This window comes from Lysinibacillus sphaericus (assembly GCF_001629735.1).
In the GTDB taxonomy this organism is placed as follows: Bacteria; Bacillota; Bacilli; order Bacillales_A; family Planococcaceae; genus Lysinibacillus; species Lysinibacillus pinottii.
Genome location: NZ_CP015224.1, coordinates 3026297 through 3051956, shown reverse-complemented (window position 1 = coordinate 3051956; position 25660 = coordinate 3026297). Strand labels below are relative to the sequence as shown.

Below are 25660 nucleotides of genomic sequence, written 5' to 3'. Positions count from 1 at the left end.
TTTGCTATTTCCATAACTATATTTTGAAAATTTGAATAACGTTGTTCTAAGAAATTCGGTGACATGACCAAACGATACCGCCAGAGTTTGCTCCGCCTAGTATAAGAGAGATAGTTAATCCATTGGCTTCATAGAACAAATCAATCGTATCTCCAGCATTTAAATTCACTTCTCCTGCTAAAGTGATTGTGCCATTTCCAAGAACTGCTCGTAACGTTAATACAAGTGCCACATTGACGTTTAGTACAGGGAACAAGCCACTAATTAAATTTGTAGTAGCATTTTGCCTAATTGCAAATGAAGGGTTTATTCCCGCTCCTAAAGTAACACTGATGGCCGCAGTAGTGGAGTAGTTAATGGTTGCTTCAAAGGAATACCTACCTGTAGTTGGTACAGTGAATATTCCAGTAGTTGGATTGAAAGCAGGTGTTGTAAAGTATGGTGACGCTACACTCCAGTTAGTGATTGAAGTAGATCCACTAACTGTCAACGTGTTTTTAAAGGCAGAGAATCCTTCAGTAAACGCAGGTCCAGTAAAACCAGTAGCGCCTGTAGGTCCAGTAGCGCCAGTAGCGCCAGTAGCGCCAGTAGCGCCAGTAGCGCCAGTAGCGCCAGTAGCGCCAGTAACACCAGTAGCACCAGTAGCACCAGTAGCGCCAGTAACGCCGGTTACCCCAGTAGCGCCGGTAGCACCAGTAGCGCCGGTAGGTCCGATATCACCAGTAGCGCCAGTAGCCCCAGTAACGCCAGTAGAACCGGTAGCGCCAGTAGAACCGGTAGCGCCAGTAGCGCCAGTAGCGCCGGTAGGGCCAGTAACCCCAGCAATCCCAGTAGCACCAGTAGCTCCTGTTACACCAATAGCCCCAGTAGCCCCAGTAGCTCCTGTTACACCAGTAGCCCCAGTAGGTCCGATATCACCAGTAGAGCCGGTAGCGCCAGTCACGCCAGCAATTCCAGCGGCCCCAGTAGCCCCAGTAGCCCCAGTAGCCCCAGTAGCCCCAGTAGCCCCAGTAGCCCCAGTAAAACCAGTAGCGCCCGTAGCTCCAGTAGCTCCAGTAGGTCCGATATCACCAGTAGCGCCAGTAGAGCCGGTAGCGCCAGTAGTTCCAGTAACACCAGCAATCCCAGTGGCCCCGGTAGGTCCGATATCACCAGTAGCGCCAGTAGCACCAGTAACGCCAGTAGCTCCTGTTACCCCAGTAGCCCCAGTAGAGCCGCTAGCTCCTGTTACACCAGCAATCCCAGTCGCCCCAGTGGCACCGGTAGGTCCGATATCACCCGTAGCGCCAGTAGCCCCGGTTACCCCAGTAGAACCAGTAACGCCGGTAGCCCCAGTAACCCCAGCAATCCCAGTAGCGCCGGTAGTTCCAGTCACGCCAGTAGCTCCTGTTACACCAGTAACCCCAGTAGTACCGGTAGAGCCAGTAGAACCGGTAGTTCCAGTAACCCCAGTAACCCCAGTAGCCCCAGTAGCCCCAGTAGCCCCAGTAGTTCCAGTCACGCCAGTAGCTCCTGTTACACCAGTAACCCCAGTAGCACCGGTAGGTCCGATATCACCAGTAGCCCCAGTAGAGCCGGTAGCTCCAGTCACGCCAGCAATCCCAGCGGCCCCGGTAGCCCCGGTAGAGCCCGTAACCCCAATTGAACCAGTAAAACCAGTAGCGCCAGTTACGCCAGCGATCCCAGCAGCCCCAGTAGGGCCCGTAGCTCCAGTAACACCAATTGCCCCAGTAGGGCCGACATCACCCGTAGCGCCCGTAGAGCCGGTAGCCCCAGTCACACCAGCAATCCCAGCAGCGCCGGTAGCTCCTGTAACACCAATAGCGCCAGTGGCACCTGTAGGTCCGATATCACCCGTAGCGCCAGTAGAGCCAGTAGCTCCAGTCACACCAGCAATCCCAGCAACGCCAGTGGCCCCGGTAGGTCCGATATTACCAGTGGCACCAGTAACGCCAGTAGCGCCGGTAGTTCCAGTAACCCCAGCAATCCCAGTAGAGCCGGTAGTTCCAGTCACGCCAGTAGCTCCTGTTACACCAGTAACTCCAGTAGCCCCAGTAGGTCCGATATCACCAGTAGCGCCAGTAGAGCCGGTAGCGCCAGTCACGCCAGCAATCCCAGCAGCGCCAGTGGCCCCGGTAGGTCCGATATTACCAGTGGCACCAGTAACGCCAGTAGCGCCGGTAGTTCCAGTCACGCCAGTAGCTCCTGTTACACCAGTAACTCCAGTAGCCCCAGTAGGTCCGATATCACCAGAAGCGCCAGTAGAGCCGGTAGCTCCAGTCACGCCAGCAATCCCAGTAGCCCCGGTAGAGCCGGTTACCCCAGTAGCGCCAGTCACGCCGGTAGCCCCAGTAACCCCAGCAATCCCAGTGGCCCCGGTAGAGCCCGTAATCCCAGTTGAACCAGTAAAACCAGTAGCGCCCGTAGCGCCAGTCACGCCAGCAATCCCAGCAGCCCCAGTGGCCCCAGTAGGTCCGATATTACCAGTGGCCCCAGTAACCCCGGTAGAGCCGGTTACCCCAGTAGAACCAGTAAAGCCAGTAGCGCCCGTAGCTCCAGTCACACCAGCAGCCCCAGTAGAACCAGTAACACCAGTAGCCCCAGTAGAACCAGTAGCGCCAGTAGCGCCAGTAGCGCCAGTAGCGCCAGTAGCCCCAGTAACACCAGTAGCACCAGTAAAACCAGTAGCGCCAGTAACGCCGGTTACCCCAGTAGCGCCGGTAGAACCAGTAGAGCCGGTAGCTCCGATATCACCAGTAGCGCCAGTAGCCCCAGTAACGCCAGTAGAACCGGTAGCGCCAGTAGTACCCGTTACACCCGTAGTGCCAGTAGAACCGGTAGTTCCAGTAACCCCAGTAGAACCAGTAGCCCCAGTAACACCAGTAGAGCCAGTAACGCCGGTTACCCCAGTAGCGCCGGTAGAGCCAGTAACCCCAGCAATCCCAGTAGAGCCGGTTACCCCAGTAGCACCAGTAGCTCCTGTTACACCAATAGCCCCAGTAGCGCCAGTAGCTCCTGTTACACCAGTAGCGCCAGTAGCTCCTGTTACACCAATAGCCCCAGTAGCCCCGGTAGTTCCAGTAGCGCCAGTAGAACCAGTAATACCAGTAACACCAGTAGCCCCGGTAGAGCCCGTAACCCCAGCAATCCCAGTAGCCCCAGTAGAGCCAGTAGCCCCAGTAGAGCCAGTAACGCCAGTAGCCCCAGTAACGCCAGTAACGCCAGTAACGCCAGTAACGCCAGTAACGCCAGTAACGCCAGTAACGCCAGTAACGCCAGTAACGCCAGTAACGCCAGTAACGCCAGTAACGCCAGTAACGCCAGTAACGCCAGTAACGCCAGTAACGCCAGTAACGCCAGTAACGCCAGTAACGCCAGTAACGCCAGTAACGCCAGTAACGCCAGTAACGCCAGTAACGCCAGTAACGCCAGTAACGCCAGTAACGCCAGTAACGCCAGTAACGCCAGTAACGCCAGTAACGCCAGTAACGCCCCAGTAACGCCAGTACCCAGTAGCCCCAGTAGCCCCAGTAACCCCAGTAACACCAGTAGCCCCAGTAACACCAGTAGCCCCAGTAACACCAGTAGCGCCAGTAGAGCCAGTAGAGCCAGTAACGCCAGTAGAGCCAGTAACCCCAGCAATCCCAGTGGCCCCGGTAGAGCCGGTTACCCCAGTAGAGCCAGTAACCCCAGCAATCCCAGTGGCCCCGGTAGAGCCGGTTACCCCAGTAACCCCAGTAACACCAGTAGCCCCAGTAGCCCCAGTAGCCCCAGTAGCCCCAGTAGCCCCAGTAGCCCCAGTACTTCCCGTTGCCCCAGTAATGCCCCCAGTAGTTCCGGTAGGTTTTACAGGCCAAACTGGACAACTTGGAATAGGTCCAGTTCTACAACAGCAAGGAAAAGAATTACATTTATTACATACTTGTTTTAAATAATTTCCAAAATGCAAAGTCTCACCTCCCCTCTCAAATATCGTATTCTGTGAATTGATAGAAGAGGTAGACACATAACTATTAAATAATAGTAAATAGAAGTTTGTTACATTGTTTAAGGATTTTTAATGTTCTACTAAATACTAATACGTAATTTTTTGTCCTGTTTAAACTAGCAATTAGAACTTCTAGGAATCCGTCTGATTAGACTTTAAGATTTGCTGAAAATACTTTTTATTGTGTAAAACTTTTGCGTCGTTAGGGATAAAGGAGCCAGCTAATTCATTGTGTGCGTTTGCGAGTTCGTATTCTTGAAGTCTGTCAAATAGAACACAAAGCTGTAAGTGAGGAAGCCAAGTTGAGAAGCTTTTATTTTGAAAAGGAGCGTTAGGATTTTGTTTAATGATAAGTGCTTGTTCGTACCAGAAAATAGCTTGATAATTCTTATATTGCTCCATGAAATGATAACCTAGGCGACAGCATGCTTCAGGGCGGGGGACATCGTATTCAAAGCTTCTTAATATAGAACTAAAATTGTTTTCCGGGTCATTTAAATTTGAATAGCAATCCGCTAATTTAAAGCAAGCACGAATATTATCCTCCACCCAGCCTAGTTTTGAGGTTAAAAATAATTCGTAATAGTAAATGGCTTCTTCAAATTGACCGTGATCTAGTAATTCATTGGCAAAATAAAAGGTATCTCTTGGTGATAATGTTTTACCAGATTCCACTAATGTTTTATAAATCGTTATATTACGTGAATGGTCATGCGTTAGTGGCAAGTGACTTACGGCTATATCGCTATCCAACAGTGTTCCACCCACTTCTAAATATTCGTGGACAGCACCAATCCATTGGAAATTTTTATCTTTCTTTACGAGTCTGTTTCTTCTTATTAAAGCATCTACATTTCCCTCACTATCAAAACTAAGATTGTAATTCATTGAAACGGCATCAATAGTAGCGGAAAGAGAATTCTTTAGCGCCTTAAATTTTTCTTGATCTTCTTCTAAAAATACATCGTCTGCATCTAACCAAAGAATGTAATCCATCGTTGCTTGCTGAAAGGAATAGTTTCTGGCAGCGGCAAAATGATGGATCCATTCGAAATCAAAAATTCTATCAGTAAATTGAGCAACAATTTGTTTTGTACGATCTGTTGATCCTGTATCCACAATATTGATTTCATCTACTAACCCTTTAACAGATTCAAGACATCTTCCAATGACTTCCTCTTCATTTTTCACAATCATACATAAGCTGATGGAAACCACATTTTATTCCTCCTTACGATTATCCTAGTAGTATATGTATAGAAGGAAATATTGGCTGGATGAATACAACTGAAATACTTCGTTTAAATTGTGAAATGTCTTTTTATGGTTTGTCATAAATTTACCTTTCAAGTTTCACCCGGATTTCACAATTGTGAAGTATAGTAAAGGGGCAGAGGTGATAACGTTGAAAAAATGGGCATTCTTCATTTTTTCTTTACTACAAATAATTTGGTTAGCTGGTTGTACTGAAAAATCGTATGAATCGATTGAGCGTGATCGGAATTTTATAGCTTCATTAAATATTCAAGAGCCATCCTTGGACTTTATTGATGAAAATGGTCATGTATTAGCAAAATGGTTATTTGATAAAGCTTACTCAGGAGCAACATTACTGGGGGATGATCAAGTCCTCTTATACGGACACCAATTAAATACCATTGATGTCTATACATTATCAACTGGAGAAAAGCTCTATTCCCAAAAGGTAGAGGTAGGTACAACAAATGTGTATTATGATAACAATATCAAGCAATTTTTTATAACGAATAGTAAAACTAATACAGTGACAAGCTTTGATCATGAAGGAAACATGTTGGCCTCACAACGAATAGGTAATTATCCTATGTCAATGGCATCGTATAAGGATAAGCTGTATGTAATAAATTTTAAAGATACAAAATTATCTGTTCTCAATATGAAAGATTTACAGATTGAACAGGAGTGGCCGATCCAAAAATCCTCACATGGGATAGCCATTATAGACGAGATAGACGAACTCTGGATAGGTGGTCATGGAGAAGGGAGTAAGCCAAATAGTTCGGTTAAAAAATACGATTTGAACAGTGGTCAATTACATGGTGAAATAAACATGCCATTAATGCCAGTAGGGTTAAAAAAGACAAAGGATGCTGTACTTGTTGTCAGTCATGGTCATAATGAGTTATATGTCGCTGACTTTGATGGTCATATAAAATGGCAGCAGGAAGTAGGAGCAAACCCTTTTGTGGTCAATCAATTTAAAGACTATATTGTGGTCGCTGGCTACGACGATCACAAATTGCACTTTATAAAAGATGGCCAGACAGAAAAAACAGTTGATGTGGGGAAAGGTGCTTTTCAGCTGTTAGTAAGGGAGGAAAAATGATGACAACTGTATTAATAGTTGATGATGAGCAAGATATGCGGAACCTAATCGAAATGATGCTTAATAACTCTGATATTGAAACATATACTGCTGCGAGTGGGACTGAGGCATACGATATAATTGTACGTGAGAAAATTGATTTAGTGCTGCTTGATGTAATGATGCCACACGAGGATGGCTTTGTTGTTTGTCAAAGTATACGCGCAATGTCAAATGTCCCGATAATATTCCTTACAGCTCGTGATGCTAATGAGGACAAAGTGAAGGGTCTTACACTTGGTGGAGATGATTATATTGTTAAACCATTTACACATGATGAACTAGCTGCTAGAATCTACGCAGTATTAAGAAGAAGTGGTGCAAATATTGCTGAGCTACAGCAAAAGTATGTTGTATTTGGTCCCATTAAAATAGATGAAATTGCACGTAAAGTATCAGTACATGGAAAAAGTATCCCCCTTACTTTAAAAGAATTTGAACTACTCCATTTATTTATGAAAAATCCAGGAAATGCTTATACACGAGAGCAATTATTAGAACGCATTTGGGATATTGATTATGTAGGTGGGACTCGAACTGTCGACACTCATATAAAAACCTTACGCATAAAGCTTGGAAAGGAAGCGGCTGCACATATTCAAACGGTCTGGGGAGTCGGCTACCGCTTTGATCCTGGCGAATGAAAAAGATAGCCACTCGTATTTGGTTGTTAATTTTCGCATTTCTAATTATTACTGTTGTTTTTATGTATGTCCTCACAAATTTTTTGTACCAACGTTTATATGTACAGGATACGGAAGATACAATGGTTGAGGTTGGCCTAAAGCTACAGACTATGTATAACAATGGAAAGGTAACGGATGAATTTATTGCTGATATTGAACGTTTTAACGATTATTCAAATTTAAATATATTTGCAGTAAGGAATCCACGTGAACTAAGTGCCTGTGTTCCATTTGATATAGATTATGAAACATTAATTGGTCCTGAAGAAAGACAAAAATTACTTTCTGGTAGTTATGTGCAAAAAATCGGCTATGAGCCTCGTTTTGATCGACAGCTAATTTCTGTAGTCTTGCCTCTTGTCGATCAAAATAGATTAGAAGGAATTATCTACATTTATTTCCCTCTAGCCAAAATTAGTGAATTAGCTAATAGCGGGGTGATTCTGTTATTTATTAGTGCCTTTATATTTTTAATGGTTGTAAGCTATTTAATTTATAAAGGGATTCGACATATTATGCGACCATTAAACGATTTGCAACGTGCTGTGGAACAGATGTCCTTCGGGAATTATGAGACACGGGTACCTGTAAATTCACGAGATGAAATTGGTAAATTATCAAGCACTTTTAATAAAATGGCAGAAGCAATCCAGCAGGAGGATGAAGCACAAAAAACATTTTTAGCCACTGTTTCTCATGAGCTACGAACTCCAATTAGCTATGTAAAAGGCTATAGTGAAGCAATGCAAAACGGCATCATAACAGAAAATCAAAAAGAGGAAACGATTCAGCTAATTGTTCGTGAGGCAAATCGTATGGAAAGATTGACGAACGAATTACTTCAACTTGCCAGAACTGAAAATGAACAAACAGAGATTGTAGTATATCCAATTCCTCTGGGAGAGACTTTACGAGAGGTTCAAAAAATCTTAACACATCAAGCTGATAAAAAGAACATAACCTTACATTTAGATGTGGACGATGCCCTCATTATTCAGGCAGATGAGGTAAAGCTTAAACAAATTTTTATAAATATTATTGAAAATGCTATTAATTACTCGTATGAAAATTCGAAGGTTGAAATGGTTGCTATTGAAAAGAATGGCAGTGCCCAAATTACCATCAAAGATTATGGAATCGGAATCCCACAAGAGGATATATCACACGTAACAGAGCGATTCTACCGTGTTAATAAGGCACGGAGCCGAGCAGATGGCGGAAGTGGATTAGGTTTATCCATTGTAGAGCAACTATTAAAACAGCTACAGGGAAGATTAGAAATAAAAAGTATTATTGAAAAAGGCACAATCGTTAAGATTACATTGCCATTAATGGAGGATTAAAAAATGAAAAAATGGTTATTTGCACTAATTGCGGTTCCTGCCTTGTTGGTAGGCTGTGGAGAAAACAAGGAGGAGACTTTACCAGAGCCAGAAGTTCCACAAATACCAGAAGTTGAAATTTTAACACCCAAAGAAGTAGCACTTCATGAAACAATTGAGCTTGCAGCCCATGTTGAGCAGGGTGGTAAAAATGTCGATGACGCAGTAGTAGAGTTTGAAGTGTGGGAATCAGGGAAACGTGATGAAGGTCAAATGGTTGATGGGAAATTAGAGAAAGATGGCGTATATAAAGCGACAACTACATTTGATCATGATGGGGTCTATTATATGTATGCCCATACAACAGCAAATGGTGTTCATAATATGCCGAAGCAACAAATTATTGCGGGAAGCCCTGATATGACACAAGTTTTACCTGAAGATGAAAAGAGCAATAACAGTATGGATAATAATATGATGAACCATGGTAATGGCACATCTGACGATACTGATCAGAACGAAGAAAAAAAAGATGAAAAAAATCATCATTAAAGACTTGCAATTTTTTAAAAATAGGAATATGATAATGACCAGATGACCGAAATGGTTTTCTGGTCATTTTTATGAATGTGTACTTTAGATGTACATAACCTAACAAGAAAGGGTGTTACTAATGGATCGTAGGCAGGAAATTCTTGAAGCAGCTGCAAAATCTTTTACATTGTTTGGCTACAAAGCGACAACAATGGAGCAAGTGGCAAAGATAGCTAATGTTGGTAAAGGTACGATTTATACATTCTTTGCAAATAAAGAGATTTTATTTCAGGAAATCGCTATGTCACTTGTTCGAGAGATGAAGGGTGAAGCAGATGCAGTGTTGGATGCATCAGCAAGCTTTATGGATAATGCACATAATGCTTTAATGAAAATGCTACAGTTCCGTGAAAAACATCTTTTATTTGCGAAGTTGATAGAGGAAGAAAAAGAACTACGTACACCAGCTGTTAAACAGGTGCTCCTACGCATCGAGACAGAAATTTTATCGTATGTTGCAGAATTAATTCAGCGACGTATTAATAAAGGTGAAATTAGAGATTGTGATGCAGAGCTGGTTAGTTACTTACTGTTAAAAGCCTATCTTGCATTTGTTGTCGATTGGCATGAGTTACACGGTGATGCGATCCCTGAAGAGAAGATTCTTAATCTTTTCAAGGAGACAATCTTTCGAGGTTTAATTCTAACTTGATTCGATTTCGTTACTCCATAAAGTGTCGAATCAAGTGTTATTTTGCAAAGGTTGAAGGGTTTATATTTTTTTGAATGAAAATGACCAAATGACGTTTTCGGTCAAATAGTTTAGGAGTGAGGATATTATATGATTAAAGCTGAGTGGCTGAAGATCTTTAAAACAAGAAAAATGCTTGTCTCAATCATTGCTGTATTATTTATTCCAGTAATGTATGCAGGTATGTTTTTATGGGCGTTTTGGGATCCTTATGCAGGACTTCCTAATCTTCCAGTAGCTGTTGTTAATGAAGATACTGGTGCTGAGATGGATGACGTTAAATTAGACTTAGGGGACACCTTAGTTGATAAGTTAATAGATAGTGAGCAGTTTAACTTTATAGAGGTATCAAAGGAAGAAGCAGAAAAAGGCTTAAATAGCCGTGATTATTATATGATTCTAGAAATCCCAACAAATTTCTCTGAACATGCTACAACATTATTAGATGACAAACCATCAAAATTGGTTATGAACTACATTCCAAATGAAGGACTTAACTTCCTTGGTGCACAAATTGGTGAGACTGCAATGGATCGTGTTCGTGCAGAAGTAAATTCACAAGTTTCAGCAACATACGCAGAAAAATTATTTGATTCTATTGCAACACTTGGAGATGGCTTTACAGAGGCAGCTGATGGCTCTAATAAGCTTGATGAAGGTGCACAAAAGGTTGCAAATGGTGCAAAAGATTTAAAAGGTTATCTTGAACAACTAGCATCAAGTACAGTTGAACTGTCTAATGGTACAGATAAACTTACAAAAGGTGCTGGAGATGCTGCAAAAGGTGCGAATGATTTATCTAGTGGTTTAGTTAAACTTCAAGATGGAACTGTACAATTACAACAAGGTGCACAGCAGGCAGCTAATGGTGCAAGTAGCCTTGAACAAGGAATATCACAATATACACAAGGTGTTGCAAAAGTTGGGGCTGGTTTAAACACTTTAAACGATAAACAGCAACAAATTAGTGCAGGGGCAGCATCTATTGCAGAAAATGCAGGTGCATTAAATGGTGCAGCTAACCAATTAACTGCTGGTTCTGCAAAGGTGGAAGCAGGCATTACAGCCTTATCCAACCAGTTACAAACAATGATGACTTCAATGCCAGAGGAACAAGCAGCGGCATTAAAGCAAACATTAGCGGAGCTACAAGCAGGAAGTGCTAGTGTGCATAACGGTTTAACGACATTATCTGCAGGTACAGAAAAATTACAAGCTGGTGCTAATCAAGTAAGCTCAGGTGCAGGTCAAATAGCAGCAGGGCAAGCAGAGGTGCTAGCGGGTGCAAATGCTCTAACAGCAAAAAGTAATGCTTTAGTAGAAGGTGCTAAAGGTCTACAAGCAGGTAATGCAACATTAGCTGCAAAATTAGGTGAGCTAAATGCGGGTGTAACTACAGCTGTAACAGGTTCTAAAACATTGGCATCTGGTTTAAATGAATTAGCAAATGGTACAACGACATTAAATCAAGGTACATCTACGCTTGCTTCAAAATCAGGTGAACTAGCACAAGGTTCAGCAACACTTGCAGATGGTTCTACTGAGCTTGCTGACGGTACATCTACATTATCCGGTAAATTAGGTGAGGCTAGCGAAAAAGCGAATGAAGTAAAAGCTAATCAAGACACTTATGATATGGTAGGTAGTCCAGTTGAAGTTGAAAAAGAGTCAGTCAACCATGTTCCTAACTATGGTACAGGTTTTGCACCATACTTTATCTCTCTAGGTTTATTCGTAGGTGCATTATTAATTTCAATTGTATTCCCACTTGTTGAACCAGCTATCCGTCCAAAAAATGGAGCATCTTGGTTCACAAGTAAAGTGACTGTTTTAGCAGTCGTAGGTTTAGTACAAACGGTACTAACAGTAGTTATTGTTAAATGGGGTCTAGGACTTGAAGTCAATAACATGGGCTACTTTATCGTAACAGCATTATTAACAAGCTATGTATTTTTAGCTTTAATCCAAATGCTTGTTTCTATCTTTGGTGATCCAGGTCGTTTCATGGCCATTGTGGTATTAATTTTACAATTAACAACAAGTGCAGGTACTTTCCCACTTGAATTAATTCCATCACCATTACAAGTATTTAACAAACTATTACCGATGACTTATACGGTTCAAGCATTTAAATCAAGTATTTCTACTGGGGATACATCATTCTTAATGCAAAACTATGGAGTTTTAGCCGGCTTCTTAGTAGCATTCTTAGCTATCACATTCGGTTATTTCATGCTGTTGCATAACAAACGTTACTCAAAAATAGCTGAAGAAAATTAAAGTATTTGAAGCACTCACCATCTAAGGTGGGTGCTTTCTTGTGTAATTACCACAAAAAAACAACAGCTGATATGAGCGTATCAGCTGTTGTTTTGTAAGTGTAAGAGATTTAATTAAAGGTTCATCAAAATATGATGAAGAGTGTCATGATTGCTACGTGTGGGGCACGTAAATGACAATTACAGAATAGGCAAATGCTTACAGGTGGTTACATTTTTCACAAGTGTTGCTGTAGCATTCACTTTGTTCTTCAATTTTTTCACCGCACTCTGTACATTGCTTAGCAGGTAAATTCTTGAAAAATTCAACTACGTTTTCTAACATTGTGGACTCCTCCTTTAAGTTCATCTGTACTATTACTGTTTTGATATTTCCTAGTGTATTATAACAGATGCTTTTCGTCAACACAAAATGCCTAATTTACGTTAAAATAAATATGGATATTTTGTGAAGGAGGAAACGTAAACTATGATTTTCGTTGATAATAAAGGGATCCATGATCCGCGTGTTAACCTTGCTATTGAGGAGTATTTGCTTAAAACGATGGATGTGGAAAAGGAGCCAGTGCTACTTTTTTATATTAACCAGCCATCCATCATTATTGGTAAAAATCAAAATACCATTGAAGAGATTAATACGGATTACGTAGAGGATAATGGCATTATTGTTGTCCGTCGTTTGTCAGGTGGTGGAGCAGTATACCATGATTTAGGAAATCTTAATTTCAGTTTTATTACAAACGATGATGGCGATAGCTTTATGAATTATAAAAAATTCACGCAGCCCGTAGTAGATGCTTTGGCAAAAATGGGGGTCAATGCAGAGCTTTCAGGACGTAATGATATTCTTGCAGAGGGGCGTAAAGTTTCTGGAAATGCTCAATTTTCGACACGAGGCCGTATGTTCAGTCATGGTACGTTGATGTTTGATACGGAAATAGACGCTGTTGTGTCCGCCTTAAAAGTCAAAAAGGATAAAATTGAATCTAAAGGAATTAAATCTATTCGTTCCCGAGTAGCAAACATTTCGGAGTTTTTAAAAGAGAAGATGACAATAGAAGAATTCCGTCTTGAAATTTTAAAATCTATTTTCGGTGGAGAAACAAACATTCGTTATTATGAACTGACGGATGAAGATTGGGTAAACATTCATAAGCTTTCTGCAGAACGTTATCAAACATGGGAATGGAATTATGGTAAATCACCACGCTTTAATATTCAAAAGACGCACCGTTTCCCAACAGGTGGCATTGATATTCGCCTTGAAGTTAATCATGGTGTCATCGAAGAGGCACATATTTTTGGAGATTTCTTTGGTGTAGGTGATATGACTGATATAGAACAACGTTTAGTTGGGACAAACCACGATAGAACAGCTATTGCTAATGCATTAGTGGATATTGATATTCCTACATATTTTGGTGGAATTTCAACTGAGGACTTTTTACAATTAATTTATTAAGAAAAATTCGATTTCGTGTAATGATTTAGCCTAAAGGTTCGCTGACAATTATGTCGTCGAACCTTTTTTTGATACAATATAGTTAGAAAGGAGTGTTGATATGGAAAAGCATCGAATATTCATAGTTGAAGATGATGTAAAGATTGCATCATTACTAGCGGAAACGCTTAGAAAATATCAATACGAAGTTGAAACGATTCAAGAGTTTGATCATCTTATAGAAGAATTCACAGCATTTAATCCACATATGGTGCTGCTCGATATAAATTTACCTTCATATGACGGCTACTATTGGTGCCGTCAATTACGTCAACATACAACGTGTCCGATTATTTTTATTTCTGCCCGCTCAGGTGAAATGGACCAAATTTTTGCACTTGAAAATGGGGGCGATGATTTTATTACAAAGCCCTTTAATTATGAAATTGTCTTGGCTAAAATTCGTAGTCATTTGCGTCGTACATATGGTGAGTATGCTACAAGGCAAGAGGAGCGGACAATTAAGCAAGGGCAGCTAATTCTTCATTTAGAGAGGATGGAGCTGCATAAAAATGAATTAGAAATTCCTCTACAGAAAAAAGAGTGTATTATTTTGGAACTGCTTATGGGGAATGCCCCGAAAGTAGTAACACGTGAGCAACTTTTAGAGGAACTCTGGGATGATCAGGCATTTGTCGATGAAAATACGTTGAATGTTAATATGACTCGTGTCCGTAAAAAATTAGCGGATTATCATATTTCATCAACCATTGAAACTGTGCGTGGAGCAGGTTACCGATTCATATTGAGTGCGGGTGAGCTATAGTGGGCTGGAAATTATTTTTACGAGATTATGCATCATTTATTGTCTTTCAGCTCTTATTAGTTGGCTTCATCATGGTCTTATATGGACTAGACGGGTTTAGGAATATCGATACAGCTATATATTCTTTCTGTATTAGTCTTGTGCTGCTATGTTCATTTTTACTAGTTCGCTATTTAATGCGACAACGTTATTTGTTGAAAATATCTCAGCTTCCAACAGCTATGGAGGATGTGCTACAAAAAAACGCCAAAACGCCAGAAGCAATGCAAGCAGAGAAATATATGCATGAGTTGTATCGACTTTATCAACATGAGCTGCATTCATTATACGCAAGTCAAAAGCGTCATGATCAATTTATGAATCAGTGGGTGCATCAGATGAAAACACCCATTTCTGTCATTGAGTTACTTTTACAGGATGACCGTCCTCTTGATAAGAAAAATGTGCAGGAGGAAATTGACCGTTTACGTAGAGGCTTAGACATGGTGCTTGTAAATGCACGTTTAGAAAACTTTGAAGATGATATGCAAGTAGAACAGGTTGCATTAAAGACAATAGTGACTGCAACTGTTAATGAGAATAAACGTTTATTTATTACGAAAAGAGTATTCCCTGAAATTCATATTGAAGATGATCTTATCGTGGCGAGTGATTCAAAATGGCTTCGCTTTATTCTCGGTCAGTTTGTAACCAATGCTGTGAAATACACTTTTGAAGCCAATAAAAAAATAGTCATTTCTGCCATTAAAAAGGACGATTATGTGCAGCTAGCCATTTGCGACGAGGGAATTGGTATTCCAGCTTCCGACCTTTCACGTGTTACGAAGGCGTTTTTCACTGGTGAAAATGGGCGAAAAACAGGGGAATCTACTGGGATGGGCCTTTATTTAGCCAAGGAAATTTGCGAAAAGCTTGGACATGATTTGGCTATTTCATCAGAGGTAGGAAAAGGGACGATTGTTACAGTGACATTTACAAATTAGGGGGAGCTAGGATGACAGAAGTAAGCATTGAAGGCTGGTTATTAAATATAAATAAGGAAAAAACAAAGGCACTGTATATGACCCATTTGCAAGAGGGTGATCAAGTATCTTATCAAAATTTCGTCATGGCAAATGAAGTGCTAAATGAAGAACTACTGCATTTTTCAAATATCCTTGGGTTAAACTTACAACAACCAACATTATTACAGGCGTTTCCTGTCGATGGTCAACAGATTATGTATAGTGGACATTACACTGTATATGGTGAAATTCTAGAGGGAGAAATGGATGCCTGGGATGTCATTATAGGAGAGCATTGTTTTAGTTTGGTAGCGGAAGAGTCCGTTTTAGGATTAACAGAGCCCCATTTTCAAATCGGCTTTGAGGTTGTATTACAGTGGCTTTTACCGCAATCATTAGAATTAATGAAGAAATAAGGTGAATTTAGCATGCCTATATTACAAATTAAAGATGTGACAAAAGTTTATGAAGGCAAGGTCACACATCGTGCATTAAATCAATTGAGCTTTGAGGTGGAAGAAGGCGAATTTTTAGCAGTTATGGGCCCTTCCGGGAGTGGCAAAACAACATTATTGAATATTATTTCTACTATTGATGAACCAACGAGTGGTGAAATAATTTTAGATGGCATGAATCCACATACGCTTAATGCAACGGAGCTAGCCTATTTTAGAAGAAGGCAGCTTGGCTTTGTCTTTCAGGACTTCAATCTCCTGCATATGCTAACAGTTGAGGAGAATATTGTGTTGCCGTTAACATTGGACCAGCAACCATTAGAGGTCATGGAGGAACGTTTGGCTAATATTGTCGAAAAGTTAGATTTGACACCCTTCTTGCACAAGCGCCCAAATGAAATTTCAGGTGGACAAGCACAGAGAACAGCCATTGGTCGAGCACTTATTCATAATCCGAGTCTCATTTTAGCAGATGAACCAACAGGTAATTTAGATTCCAATTCTTCACGGGATGTACTTGAACTTTTAACGAAAGTAAATAAGGATAAACGCACGACGATTGTGATGGTAACACATGATCCAATCGCAGCAAGTTACTGTGATCGAGTGCTCTTTATAAAGGATGGCGAATTTTTCAATGAAATTTATCGAGATGACCGTCGTCAAATGTTTTTTCAACGTATATTAAATGTTTTGAGCTTACTAGGAGGAGGGCAAGTAGGTGACCTTTCGACAATTCGCTTACCGTAATGTCGTACGGAACAGCCGGATATATGGTGCCTTTTTCATGGCGAGCTTTTTTTCTGTGGCTGTATTTTTTATCTATTCCATGCTAATGTTTCATCCCGATATTGAACGTGGGATATTAGGAGAAGTGTCCCTTATTGGCATGGTGGGTGCTGAAATTGTACTCGTACTTTTTACTTTGTTCTTTTTATATTACTCTATGAGTGCTTTTTTAGAGGCTAGATCACATGAATTTGCGATTTTATTGCATCTAGGAATGGAAAAGCGTCAGATGAATAAACTTGTCTTTCTTGAGACAATGATTATTGGAGCGGGCTCCATCATTGTGGGAATTGTTTTTGGTTTTTCATTTTCAAAATTCTTTTTCATGATTGTGCGGGAGATTTTGCATTTGGATGAATTACCATTGTATGTTTCGTGGCAGCCATTTCTACTGACAATAGGTGTTTTCACAAGTGCTTTTGTGGTGATTTCTTTTATTAGTGTATATTTTACACGAGAGAGGAAATTACGTGATCTTATTAAAGGTAGCGATTATTTAAATAGTTTAACAACCTATTCCAAAATTCGGGCTGTTTATGGTATTGCTTTAATTTTAGGGACTTATATTCTAGCGTTTGTTGTGGGGCATACTTCTTTGATTGGGCTAACGCTATTAATACCATTTTCAGCAACATTTGGTACTTATTATTTTTTCAGTGACTCTGTTCCGTGTTTTTTAGACTTAGCACGTGGCAAACGTAAATTTCATTGGCAACGTTATCGTCTGCTCTCACTTGCTGAGCAAACTCATATTATGATGGATAATGTGAAGATGTTTTTTGTCGTTACTATGGTGTCCACCCTCGCATTTTTATCTGTAGGTGTATTAGCAACAATGTCTTCCTACACAACCCAATACGATCGTTTAAATCCATTGGGTCTAGTTTATAAGGGCGACATTGATAATCCTTATGAGCGGGAGCATATTAATTCATTGCGCCTGCAGTTAGAAGAGAAGGGTTTATCCTATCAGCTGTCCCGCTTTGTTGTGATTAAGCAAACATCTTCTTTTACGCAAAATGAAGTAGAGGTTTTTCGTGAGTCTGATATGAATGTCTTGCTATCTTCCTATAGTTATCCACTACTAGATCTTGGCTCTGGTGAAGCGGTATTTATTCCTTATTCCGAGGATTCTCTAAAAAAATTAAAAAATAGAGTTGTGCATACGGTGCTTGAAGAGAATTCAATACCTATTACGATTGATAGTGTCTATCCAAAGATTGTGTTTCCTGGTTCAATTGTAAGCGTTAATTCGATCGTTATTAGCGATGAAGATTTTGCAAAGCTTATTCATCCTATTTCTGAGAAAAACCTTATTCAACCAAGCTATCATTTATTTACATTTGTTATTCCACAATGGATGGAAACAAAAGAAGTCGGTAAGGACATAGATTATTTAGAATCCAATTTATATTTTCTTAAAAAGGATAAATTTAGTCCTTTTTACTTTGAAAATGCTGGTTTAAATTATTCTTATATATTAGCTACCTACTCATTATTTACATTAGTGGGTGTTTTAGTAGCTACCGTTTTCTTACTGGCCGCAGGAAGCTTTATTTATTTTAAATTGCATACGTCATTAGAAAGAGAAAAGCGTAAATTCGATGTGTTAAAGCGCATGGGTTTAACGGATATAGAGTTAAAGAAGCTTGTTAACCGTCATTTATTTCCTCAGTTTTTCTTACCGTGGGGCGTTGCTATGATGCACAGTGCCTTTGCTTTTCTAATGGTTCAGGGCATACTAAAAGATATCGCGAATATTTCTATTGTAAAAGAAGTATTCTTTGCTTTTGGCTTTTTTGTATTAATACAAGTAGTGTATTTTTATTTAATTCGTTGGCGGTACATTTCTCATATTCGTTCGTGATGTAATGGTTTAAAAGAGAAAAAAATGAATTAATTAACGTAATTTATGACATGAAATAAAAAGACTCATTGTTTTTTAGATATATTTCTTATATAATATTACTGAATAACGATTCATTTTATACGATAAGGGGATGGTGTAATTGAATTTAGTTTCACGTGTTCGCCAACAGGCAACAGAACAGCCGGATAAAGTTGCGTATCATTTTATGGGGAAAGATACGACATACGGAGAGTTCGAGCAAACAGTTGGTCGTTTTGCAAAGGGGTTACAAGATTTAGGTATTGAAAAAGGGGATCATGTGGCGTTTTTACTCGGCAATACACCACATTATTTAATTGCATTGTATGCAACCATGCGTATAGGGGCAACGGCAATCCCTGTTAACCCAATCTATACACCAGATGAAATTTCCTATATTTTGCATAATGGTGATGTAAAAGCGGTCATTGCGCTAGATCTTTTACTGCCATTGGTAGAAAAAGGTGTACAAGCATTTCCACAAGTAAAAGCATTTGTAGTATGTGAAACAACGGCAGATATAGCGGAAAAAGTGGCAGCTTTATCACTAAAAGCGCAAGAAAAAACACATTTATTTACACAAATCGTCAAGAATACTTCTCAATCTTTACAGCCTGTTGAAGTGGCAGATGATGACAATGCTATTATTTTATATACTTCGGGCACTACCGGCACTCCAAAAGGGGCTATGCTCACGCATGAGAATGTGTATTCAAATGCTCGAGATGTTGCCCATTATTTAGACATTCAAGAAAAAGACCGTGTCATTGCCACATTGCCTGTATTTCATGTCTTTGCTTTAACAGTTGTCGTAAACGCACCATTATTAAGTGGAGCAACAGTGCTACTAGCACCTAAATTTAGTCCTACAGAAATTTTTGCTTTAGCACGAGAGCAAAAAGCAACAGTCTTTGCTGGGGTACCAACTATGTATAATTTCTTATACCAATTACCTGAAGGCAACCCGGAAGATTTCTCGACAATTCGTTTGGCTATTTCAGGAGGAGCTTCTTTACCTGTTGCACTATTACATAATTTCGAGCAGAAATTTAATGTGCGTGTATCAGAAGGATACGGCTTATCAGAGGCTTCACCTGTTACATGCTTTAATCCTCTGGATCGTGACCGTAAAGCTGGGTCTATCGGGACATCGATTAGCAATGTGGAAAATAGAGTGGTCGATGTGAACGGTCAGGAAGTACCTGTTGGCGAGGTTGGGGAGTTAATCGTACGCGGACCTAACGTGATGAAGGGGTATTATAAAATGCCAGAGGAAACAGCTATGGCGATACGTGATGGTTGGCTCTATACAGGAGATTTAGCGAAAGTGGATGACGAAGGCTATTTTTACATTGTCGATCGTAAAAAGGATATGATCATTGTAGGAGGGTTTAATGTCTATCCTAGAGAGGTCGAGGAAGTATTGTTTGCCCATAATAATATTGTAGAGGCAGCAGTAGTAGGATTCCCTGATCCTAATTTAGGAGAGGCAGTTCATGCATATGTTGTTTTAAAAGAGGTTGCCGCCACTACGACAGAAGATCTTCTATCATATTGTGGTAAGCATATGGTGAAATATAAGGTACCAAAGGTAATTGAAATTATGGATGAATTACCTAAAAATACGACTGGAAAAATACTTCGCCGCTCCTTAAAAGAAAAAGTTTAAAACGAAAAAAGCTACTATTAAAAAATGGTAGCTCTTTTTTTGTGTACATTATTCGTATAATAGTAAAATGAGTTGAGAGTAGTTATCTGTAAGTGATAAAATCAAACTTGTGAAATCTTCTACATACTTTTCAATAGCTTGTCATATAGTGAGGAAGTAATGTAAAAAGATGTACAAAACTGGAACCCTTTGATGTAAGGCTACGTCAAAGCTTTTAGGTAAAAATACTATTGAAAGAGAGCATACAAAAACATGATAGAACTCATTAAAGAGTTAATAAGCTTTATTGTGCATATAGATGTGCATTTAGAAGAAATCATTCGTGATTTTGGCAATTGGAGTTATCTTATTTTATTTGCCATTGTTTTTGTAGAAACAGGCGTCGTTATTTTCCCATTCTTACCGGGCGATTCATTGCTTTTCGCTAGTGGTACATTGGCTGCTGCAATGGGAGCCTTTGATATGTGGATATTAATACCAGTATTTTTAGCAGCGGCCATTTTAGGTGATACAATGAATTACCATATTGGTCATAAAGTTGGGACGTCGATTCCTCCAAAGAGTCTTCTCGGAAGAGTTGTTAAAAAAGAACGTATGGAAGCAGCTGAAAAATTCTTCAATACACATGGTGGAAAAACAATTGTTATAGCTCGTTTTATGCCATTTATTCGTACATTTATCCCATTCGTAGCGGGAGCAAGTAAAATGAATTATAGCTACTTCTTACTTTATAATATTTTAGGTGCTATTTTATGGGTATTCAGCTGTACATTACTAGGTTATTTCTTCGGTAATATCCCTATTATTAAAGATAACTTCTCAGTTGTGCTTATATTGATTATTTTTATCTCTGTCGTTCCTGCGGTAATAGGTGCGATAAAAGCCAAGGTTGGCAAATAGTTTGGACAGTCCTAACGTGATACAACATCACTGGGACTGTCTTTTTTTAGGTAGAAAAAAGATATAGAAAATCTTCAATGGTGATGATAAATTATATTGAAGTATAAGCATCAGGTCGTAAAAAATGTTATACTATTAATAACTAGAATGTGGAGAAATGGGGGCAACGAAATGGAAGTATTTATTGGCAGGCAACCTATTTTTAATCTTCACGAACAGGTCGTTGCGTATGAATTGTTATATCGTGGAAAAAACGTTAATGCCTTTCCAATGGTTGATTCAGATGCAGCAACTATTGATGTACTGGTGAACTCATTTCTTTCAATTGGTTTTGAAGAAGTAACGAAGGGTAAGCCGGGTTTTGTTAACTTTACTGATAACTTATTAATGAGCTCCATTCATGAATTTTTAAATCCTTCACAAGTTGTCATTGAAATTTTAGAGGATGTTCCACTGACATCTCAATTAGTGAAACGTGTGGTGGAGCTAAAAAATTATGGATTTCAAATTGCATTAGATGATTTTATTATGGATGAACAGGTTGACATCTATGATGAATTATTTGAACAAGTTGATTTTATAAAGGTTGATTTTCTAGCAACATCGATGGTCAAAAGAATGGAAATTGAAAATAAAGTTAAGGGAAATTACCCACATATTCAATTGCTTGCAGAAAAAGTAGAGACTCGTCATCAATTTGAAGTGGCTAAATCTTCTGGGTACGTATTATTTCAAGGCTATTTCTTTGAACAGCCTCAAATCATAAAAGCAACAGATATCCCTGCTAATACGATACAATATATTCATATTATCTCGTTGTTAAAAGAAGAAGAACCAAATATTCAATTATTAGCAGAAAATATCGAACGAGATATTTCTTTGACGTATAAATTATTACAAATGATTAATAATTCTTCTAAGCGTTCAAAATCTAAAGTACGCTCTATAAAACAAGCGATTGTGTTATTAGGAATATCCAATTTACGTAAATGGATTTATCTATTAGCGATGCGAGAAATTGATATTGATGCGGACTCAGACCTTTTTAAAGAAGTAATGTGTATGTCCTTGTTTCGAGCAAAAGTTTGTGAGAAGTTAGCCAAGCTATCCTATAAAAAGAATTTTTCGGAATATTTTCTAGTAGGTATGTTCTCACTTATTGATACATTACTGCAAAGACCCATGAGTGTCATATTGCATCAGCTACCATTTTCAGAGGATATTACCAATACAATCTTAGGGCATGAAACAGATATGACGTCATTTCTAGAATTCAGTATCGCTCTAGGAAAATTAGATTGGGCACGATTAGAGGAACTAAGTGCTCAATTAAATATCCAGCTCAACGATATGGATCATCTATATTATGAGGCAATGGAATGGGCAGAAAAATCATTTTAAATAAATACCTATTACTCCTACAATAAGCTATCTTACGTCCGTTTAAGATAGCTTATTTTTTATCCTCAACAATAGCTAATCCCTTCATCAAGATGAAGTTCTCAATGTGTAAAGTATTTGCTATAATCATTTCGTCTTTAAAAAATTCTGATAGTTGAAGTGGGCGTGGGGAAATGAAACATGATGTTAGGGAAAACATTGTGGACTATGTGTATGTTATTGTAGGAGCGGCAGTGATTGCTATTGGTTTTAATGTCTTTTTATTACCAAATCAGGTTGCTTCCGGAGGGGTAAGTGGAATTAGTACAATTTTGCATGGTTTGTTTGGCTGGAATCCAGGTATTGTGCAATATGCCTTTAATATTCCACTATTTATTGCTGGTGTTTTATTACTCGGCAAAAAATTTGGCATAAAATCATTTATTGGGACGATTACTTTACCGTTTATTGTCTTGCTAACAAATAGTTGGGAGCCTTGGACGGATAATCCTTTGCTTGGAGCTCTTTTTGGGGGAATTGTAGTTGGTTTAGGAATAGGACTAGTCTTTAAAGGGAATGCTTCTACTGGTGGCACTGATTTACTAGCGCAAATCATTACGAAGTATACAGGATTAACGCTTGGTACAAGTGTACTGTTAATAGATGGAATCATAGCGATTAGTGCAGCAGTTGTTTTTGATTTAGAGAAAGGTTTGTATGCCCTGATTGGACTTTATGTAACAACCAAAACGATTGATATTATTCAGCTAGGTTTTAGCCAATCAAAAATGGTCTATATTATTACGTTGAAACAAGATGAAGTACGTGAAGCCATTTATGCTGAAATTAATCGGGGTGTCACTAAGTTACAAGCATTTGGGGGCTATACAGGAGAAGCGCGACCAGTTCTTATGGTTGTTGTTTATCAGACAGAATTCACAAAGCTGAAACAACTCATTAAAAGCGTTGACCCATCAGCGTTTGTCATTGTTTCGGATGCCTATGAGGTATTAGGAGAAGGTTTCAAACGTGCATAATTTTGGTATAATGGCGGCGTAAGGTAATTATCGATTATGAGGAGGGGTACTAATGAAAAAGGCAATGTTAACATTAGTGTTCGGTTCAGCAATTTTCTTAGCAGCTTGTGGAGGCGGAAATAAAGAGGCAACTAACAATGAAGGTGCCACTGCTCCAGATGGAGAAGCTATCGCAATGAAATCATGTGTTACATGTCATGGTGGCGAGCTACAAGGTGCCAATGGACCAGCATTAAACGATGTAGGTTCTCGTTTATCGGAATCGGAAATTTTAGATATTATTAATAATGGTAAAGGTGGCATGCCTGGAGGAATTGTAAAAGGCGCAGATGCTGAAGCAGTTGCTAAATGGTTAGCTACTAAAAAATAATAATTCAAAAACTAGCGGACTGGAGAGCCGCTAGTTTTTTTCATTAAGAGTAAATACATTTCTTTTATACATAGACATGCTAAAATAAGGAGAACTTTATCCATTGATTGGAGGCTTTTTCATTGGTTGTAGTATTAACGAGAGATGTTATGGAGAAATTTAAGTTAGAGTTATTAGCAGGCGAGGAAGGAATCGGCAGAACGATTGTGACAAGTGACATTTCAAGGCCAGGACTTGAAATGGCCGGGTATTTTACGCATTATCCAGCCAATCGGGTACAATTGCTTGGCAAAACGGAGCTATCCTTTTTTGAAATGTTACCAACAGATGTTAAGCTTGAACGGATGCGCTTACTTTGTTCCCAAGATACACCTGCAATTATAATTTCTCGGGATTTAGAAGTACCTGAGGAGCTGATTCAAGCTTCCAACGAAAAGCATGTTCCTGTTTTTAAAACACATATGACAACAACCAAATTTTCAAGTAGATTGACCAACTATTTAGAGGGCCGATTAGCACCAATGACAGCTGCACATGGTGTACTTGTGGATGTGTATGGCATCGGCATACTAATTATTGGTAAAAGTGGCGTGGGTAAAAGTGAAACAGCACTTGAGCTTGTCAAAAAAGGTCACCGTTTAGTAGCTGATGATTGTGTCGAGATTAGACAAGAATCAGAAAATTTATTAATTGGTAGTCCCCCTCCTCTTTTAGAGCATCTATTGGAAATACGAGGCATCGGCATTATTGATATTATGACACTATTTGGTGCAAGTGCAGTCCGCCCATATAAACGTATTACACTCATTATTGAGCTAGAAATTTGGGACCCACAAAAAGTATATGATCGATTAGGCTTAGAAGAAGAAAAGATGAAGATCATTGATACAGAATTGACGAAATTAACAATTCCGGTAAGACCAGGACGAAATGTATCTGTAATTATCGAAGTAGCAGCGATGAATTATCGATTAAAGAAAATGGGTGTAAATGCGGCAGAAGAATTTTCAAGACGTTTAGATGAAGTTATTTCGTCGAACGATGTATTAGATGATTAAAAGTTTACCGATCTTTGGTAACAGATAATTGGAGAGGAGCAAAAGATGGATTTATTACTTTTACAAATTAACCCGATTGCCTTTCATTTGGGGCCAATTCCAGTTCGTTGGTATGGATTGCTCATCGTATCGGGTATTATTTTAGCGTATGTAGTAGGCCAACGAGAGGCCGTAAAGCGAGGATTGCCTGAAGATTTTCTTGCAGACTTATTATTGTGGGCTGTTCCGATATCCATCATTTGTGCGCGCATTTATTATGTGTCAATGAGATGGGATTACTATAGTGAAAATCCAGGTAAAATCATTGAGATATGGAATGGTGGTATTGCCATACACGGTGCGTTAATTGGAGCATTTGTGACGGCTTACATATTTACTCGTATTAAAAATGTAAGCTTCTTACGAGTAGCAGATATTGCAGCACCTAGTATTTTAATTGGACAAATTATAGGTCGCTGGGGTAACTTTATGAACCAAGAGGCTTATGGTGGGCCTGTTTCAAAGGAATTTTTAGAAAATTTAATGTTACCAGATTGGATTATCAATCAAATGTATATTGAAGAATTAGGTACTTATGTACATCCTACATTTTTATATGAATCCGTCTGGAATCTAATAGGACTGATTATTTTACTGATATTACGAAAAGTAAATTTAAATCGTGGGGAAATTTTCTTCAGTTATTTAATTTGGTATTCCATTGGTCGTTTCTACATTGAAGGAATGCGTACAGATAGTCTTTACCTAGTCGGTGATTTACGCTCAGCTCAAATTGTATCTATTATAGGTATTGTAGTAGGTCTTGGAGCCATTATTTATCGTAGAATAAAGGTTAAACCAGCCATGAAATACTTAGATAATAAATAAGGAGATGTAACA

22 protein-coding genes are annotated in these 25660 nt (G+C 39.4%); 19 read left to right on the top strand and 3 right to left on the bottom strand.

What is annotated here, in order from left to right; genetic code table 11:
* Positions 1 to 46: 46 nt before the first annotated feature.
* Positions 47 to 3949, bottom strand: coding sequence for a beta strand repeat-containing protein (locus A2J09_RS14975; RefSeq protein ID WP_145916266.1), 3903 nt, complete (start codon positions 3947 to 3949; stop codon positions 47 to 49).
* 171 nt (positions 3950 to 4120) lie between these two features.
* The gene (locus A2J09_RS14970) at positions 4121 to 5206 is read right to left on the bottom strand and encodes a glycosyltransferase (RefSeq protein ID WP_036160507.1); all 1086 of its coding nucleotides are present in this window, start codon (positions 5204 to 5206) and stop codon (positions 4121 to 4123) included.
* Between the two features lie 178 nt (positions 5207 to 5384).
* Here A2J09_RS14970 and A2J09_RS14965 point away from each other — a divergent pair, with 178 nt between their 5' ends.
* The 6 genes from A2J09_RS14965 (at position 5385) to A2J09_RS14940 (ending at position 11965) form a co-directional block, all read left to right on the top strand.
* Positions 5385 to 6353, top strand: coding sequence for a YncE family protein (locus A2J09_RS14965; protein ID WP_230586073.1), 969 nt, complete (start codon positions 5385 to 5387; stop codon positions 6351 to 6353).
* Entirely contained in the window at positions 6353 to 7036 is a 684-nt protein-coding gene (locus tag A2J09_RS14960; RefSeq protein WP_031417817.1) for a response regulator transcription factor, read from the top strand. The genes A2J09_RS14965 and A2J09_RS14960 overlap by 1 nt, the downstream gene beginning before the upstream one ends.
* On the top strand, positions 7033 to 8421 hold the full coding sequence (locus A2J09_RS14955) for a sensor histidine kinase (protein ID WP_012292200.1): 1389 nt from the start codon (positions 7033 to 7035) through the stop codon (positions 8419 to 8421). Before A2J09_RS14960 ends, A2J09_RS14955 begins: the two co-directional genes overlap by 4 nt.
* Positions 8422 to 8424: 3 nt before the next feature.
* Positions 8425 to 8952: a FixH family protein gene (locus tag A2J09_RS14950; protein ID WP_012292201.1), complete on the top strand. Its 528-nt coding sequence runs from the start codon at positions 8425 to 8427 to the stop codon at positions 8950 to 8952.
* A gap of 121 nt (positions 8953 to 9073) precedes the next feature.
* Positions 9074 to 9646, top strand: coding sequence for a TetR/AcrR family transcriptional regulator (locus A2J09_RS14945; protein ID WP_012292202.1), 573 nt, complete (start codon positions 9074 to 9076; stop codon positions 9644 to 9646).
* 129 nt (positions 9647 to 9775) lie between these two features.
* Complete coding sequence (locus A2J09_RS14940; RefSeq protein WP_012292203.1) at positions 9776 to 11965, top strand: YhgE/Pip domain-containing protein; 2190 nt, start codon at positions 9776 to 9778, stop codon at positions 11963 to 11965.
* 198 nt (positions 11966 to 12163) lie between these two features.
* Here the strand turns inward: A2J09_RS14940 and yhfH are convergent, their stop codons facing one another.
* Positions 12164 to 12289 carry a protein YhfH gene (gene yhfH / locus A2J09_RS23130; protein ID WP_012292204.1) on the bottom strand — a complete coding sequence of 42 codons (126 nt, stop codon included), beginning with the start codon at positions 12287 to 12289 and terminating at the stop codon, positions 12164 to 12166.
* A 144-nt stretch (positions 12290 to 12433) separates the two neighbouring features.
* Here yhfH and A2J09_RS14935 point away from each other — a divergent pair, with 144 nt between their 5' ends.
* From A2J09_RS14935 to lgt, 13 genes are all read left to right on the top strand, one after another.
* Positions 12434 to 13426: a lipoate--protein ligase gene (locus A2J09_RS14935; RefSeq protein WP_012292205.1), complete on the top strand. Its 993-nt coding sequence runs from the start codon at positions 12434 to 12436 to the stop codon at positions 13424 to 13426.
* A 100-nt stretch (positions 13427 to 13526) separates the two neighbouring features.
* Positions 13527 to 14231, top strand: a complete 705-nt coding sequence (locus A2J09_RS14930; protein WP_012292206.1) for a response regulator transcription factor — start codon at positions 13527 to 13529, stop codon at positions 14229 to 14231.
* Positions 14231 to 15214, top strand: coding sequence for a sensor histidine kinase (locus A2J09_RS14925; protein ID WP_031417815.1), 984 nt, complete (start codon positions 14231 to 14233; stop codon positions 15212 to 15214). The genes A2J09_RS14930 and A2J09_RS14925 overlap by 1 nt, the downstream gene beginning before the upstream one ends.
* An 11-nt stretch (positions 15215 to 15225) precedes the next feature.
* Positions 15226 to 15651, top strand: coding sequence for a hypothetical protein (locus tag A2J09_RS14920; RefSeq protein ID WP_012292209.1), 426 nt, complete (start codon positions 15226 to 15228; stop codon positions 15649 to 15651).
* Positions 15652 to 15663: 12 nt separating this feature from the next.
* Positions 15664 to 16440 (top strand): ABC transporter ATP-binding protein, encoded by a 777-nt coding sequence (locus A2J09_RS14915; RefSeq protein WP_012292210.1) that lies wholly within the window; start codon positions 15664 to 15666, stop codon positions 16438 to 16440.
* Positions 16412 to 18346 carry an FtsX-like permease family protein gene (locus A2J09_RS14910; RefSeq protein ID WP_036160509.1) on the top strand — a complete coding sequence of 645 codons (1935 nt, stop codon included), beginning with the start codon at positions 16412 to 16414 and terminating at the stop codon, positions 18344 to 18346. The genes A2J09_RS14915 and A2J09_RS14910 overlap by 29 nt, the downstream gene beginning before the upstream one ends.
* Before the next feature lie 142 nt (positions 18347 to 18488).
* On the top strand, positions 18489 to 20036 hold the full coding sequence (locus A2J09_RS14905) for a fatty acid--CoA ligase family protein (protein WP_012292212.1): 1548 nt from the start codon (positions 18489 to 18491) through the stop codon (positions 20034 to 20036).
* Between the two features lie 255 nt (positions 20037 to 20291).
* Complete coding sequence (locus tag A2J09_RS14900; protein WP_031417811.1) at positions 20292 to 20936, top strand: VTT domain-containing protein; 645 nt, start codon at positions 20292 to 20294, stop codon at positions 20934 to 20936.
* A 171-nt stretch (positions 20937 to 21107) separates the two neighbouring features.
* Positions 21108 to 22337 (top strand): EAL and HDOD domain-containing protein, encoded by a 1230-nt coding sequence (locus tag A2J09_RS14895; RefSeq protein ID WP_012292214.1) that lies wholly within the window; start codon positions 21108 to 21110, stop codon positions 22335 to 22337.
* Positions 22338 to 22510: 173 nt separating this feature from the next.
* Positions 22511 to 23353, top strand: coding sequence for a YitT family protein (locus A2J09_RS14890; protein ID WP_031417809.1), 843 nt, complete (start codon positions 22511 to 22513; stop codon positions 23351 to 23353).
* A gap of 52 nt (positions 23354 to 23405) precedes the next feature.
* The gene (cccB, locus tag A2J09_RS14885) at positions 23406 to 23723 is read left to right on the top strand and encodes a cytochrome c551 (protein ID WP_031417808.1); all 318 of its coding nucleotides are present in this window, start codon (positions 23406 to 23408) and stop codon (positions 23721 to 23723) included.
* 122 nt (positions 23724 to 23845) lie between these two features.
* Positions 23846 to 24781, top strand: coding sequence for an HPr(Ser) kinase/phosphatase (hprK, locus tag A2J09_RS14880; RefSeq protein ID WP_031417807.1), 936 nt, complete (start codon positions 23846 to 23848; stop codon positions 24779 to 24781).
* A gap of 45 nt (positions 24782 to 24826) precedes the next feature.
* On the top strand, positions 24827 to 25648 hold the full coding sequence (gene lgt / locus A2J09_RS14875; protein ID WP_012292219.1) for a prolipoprotein diacylglyceryl transferase: 822 nt from the start codon (positions 24827 to 24829) through the stop codon (positions 25646 to 25648).
* Positions 25649 to 25660 lie beyond the last annotated feature (12 nt).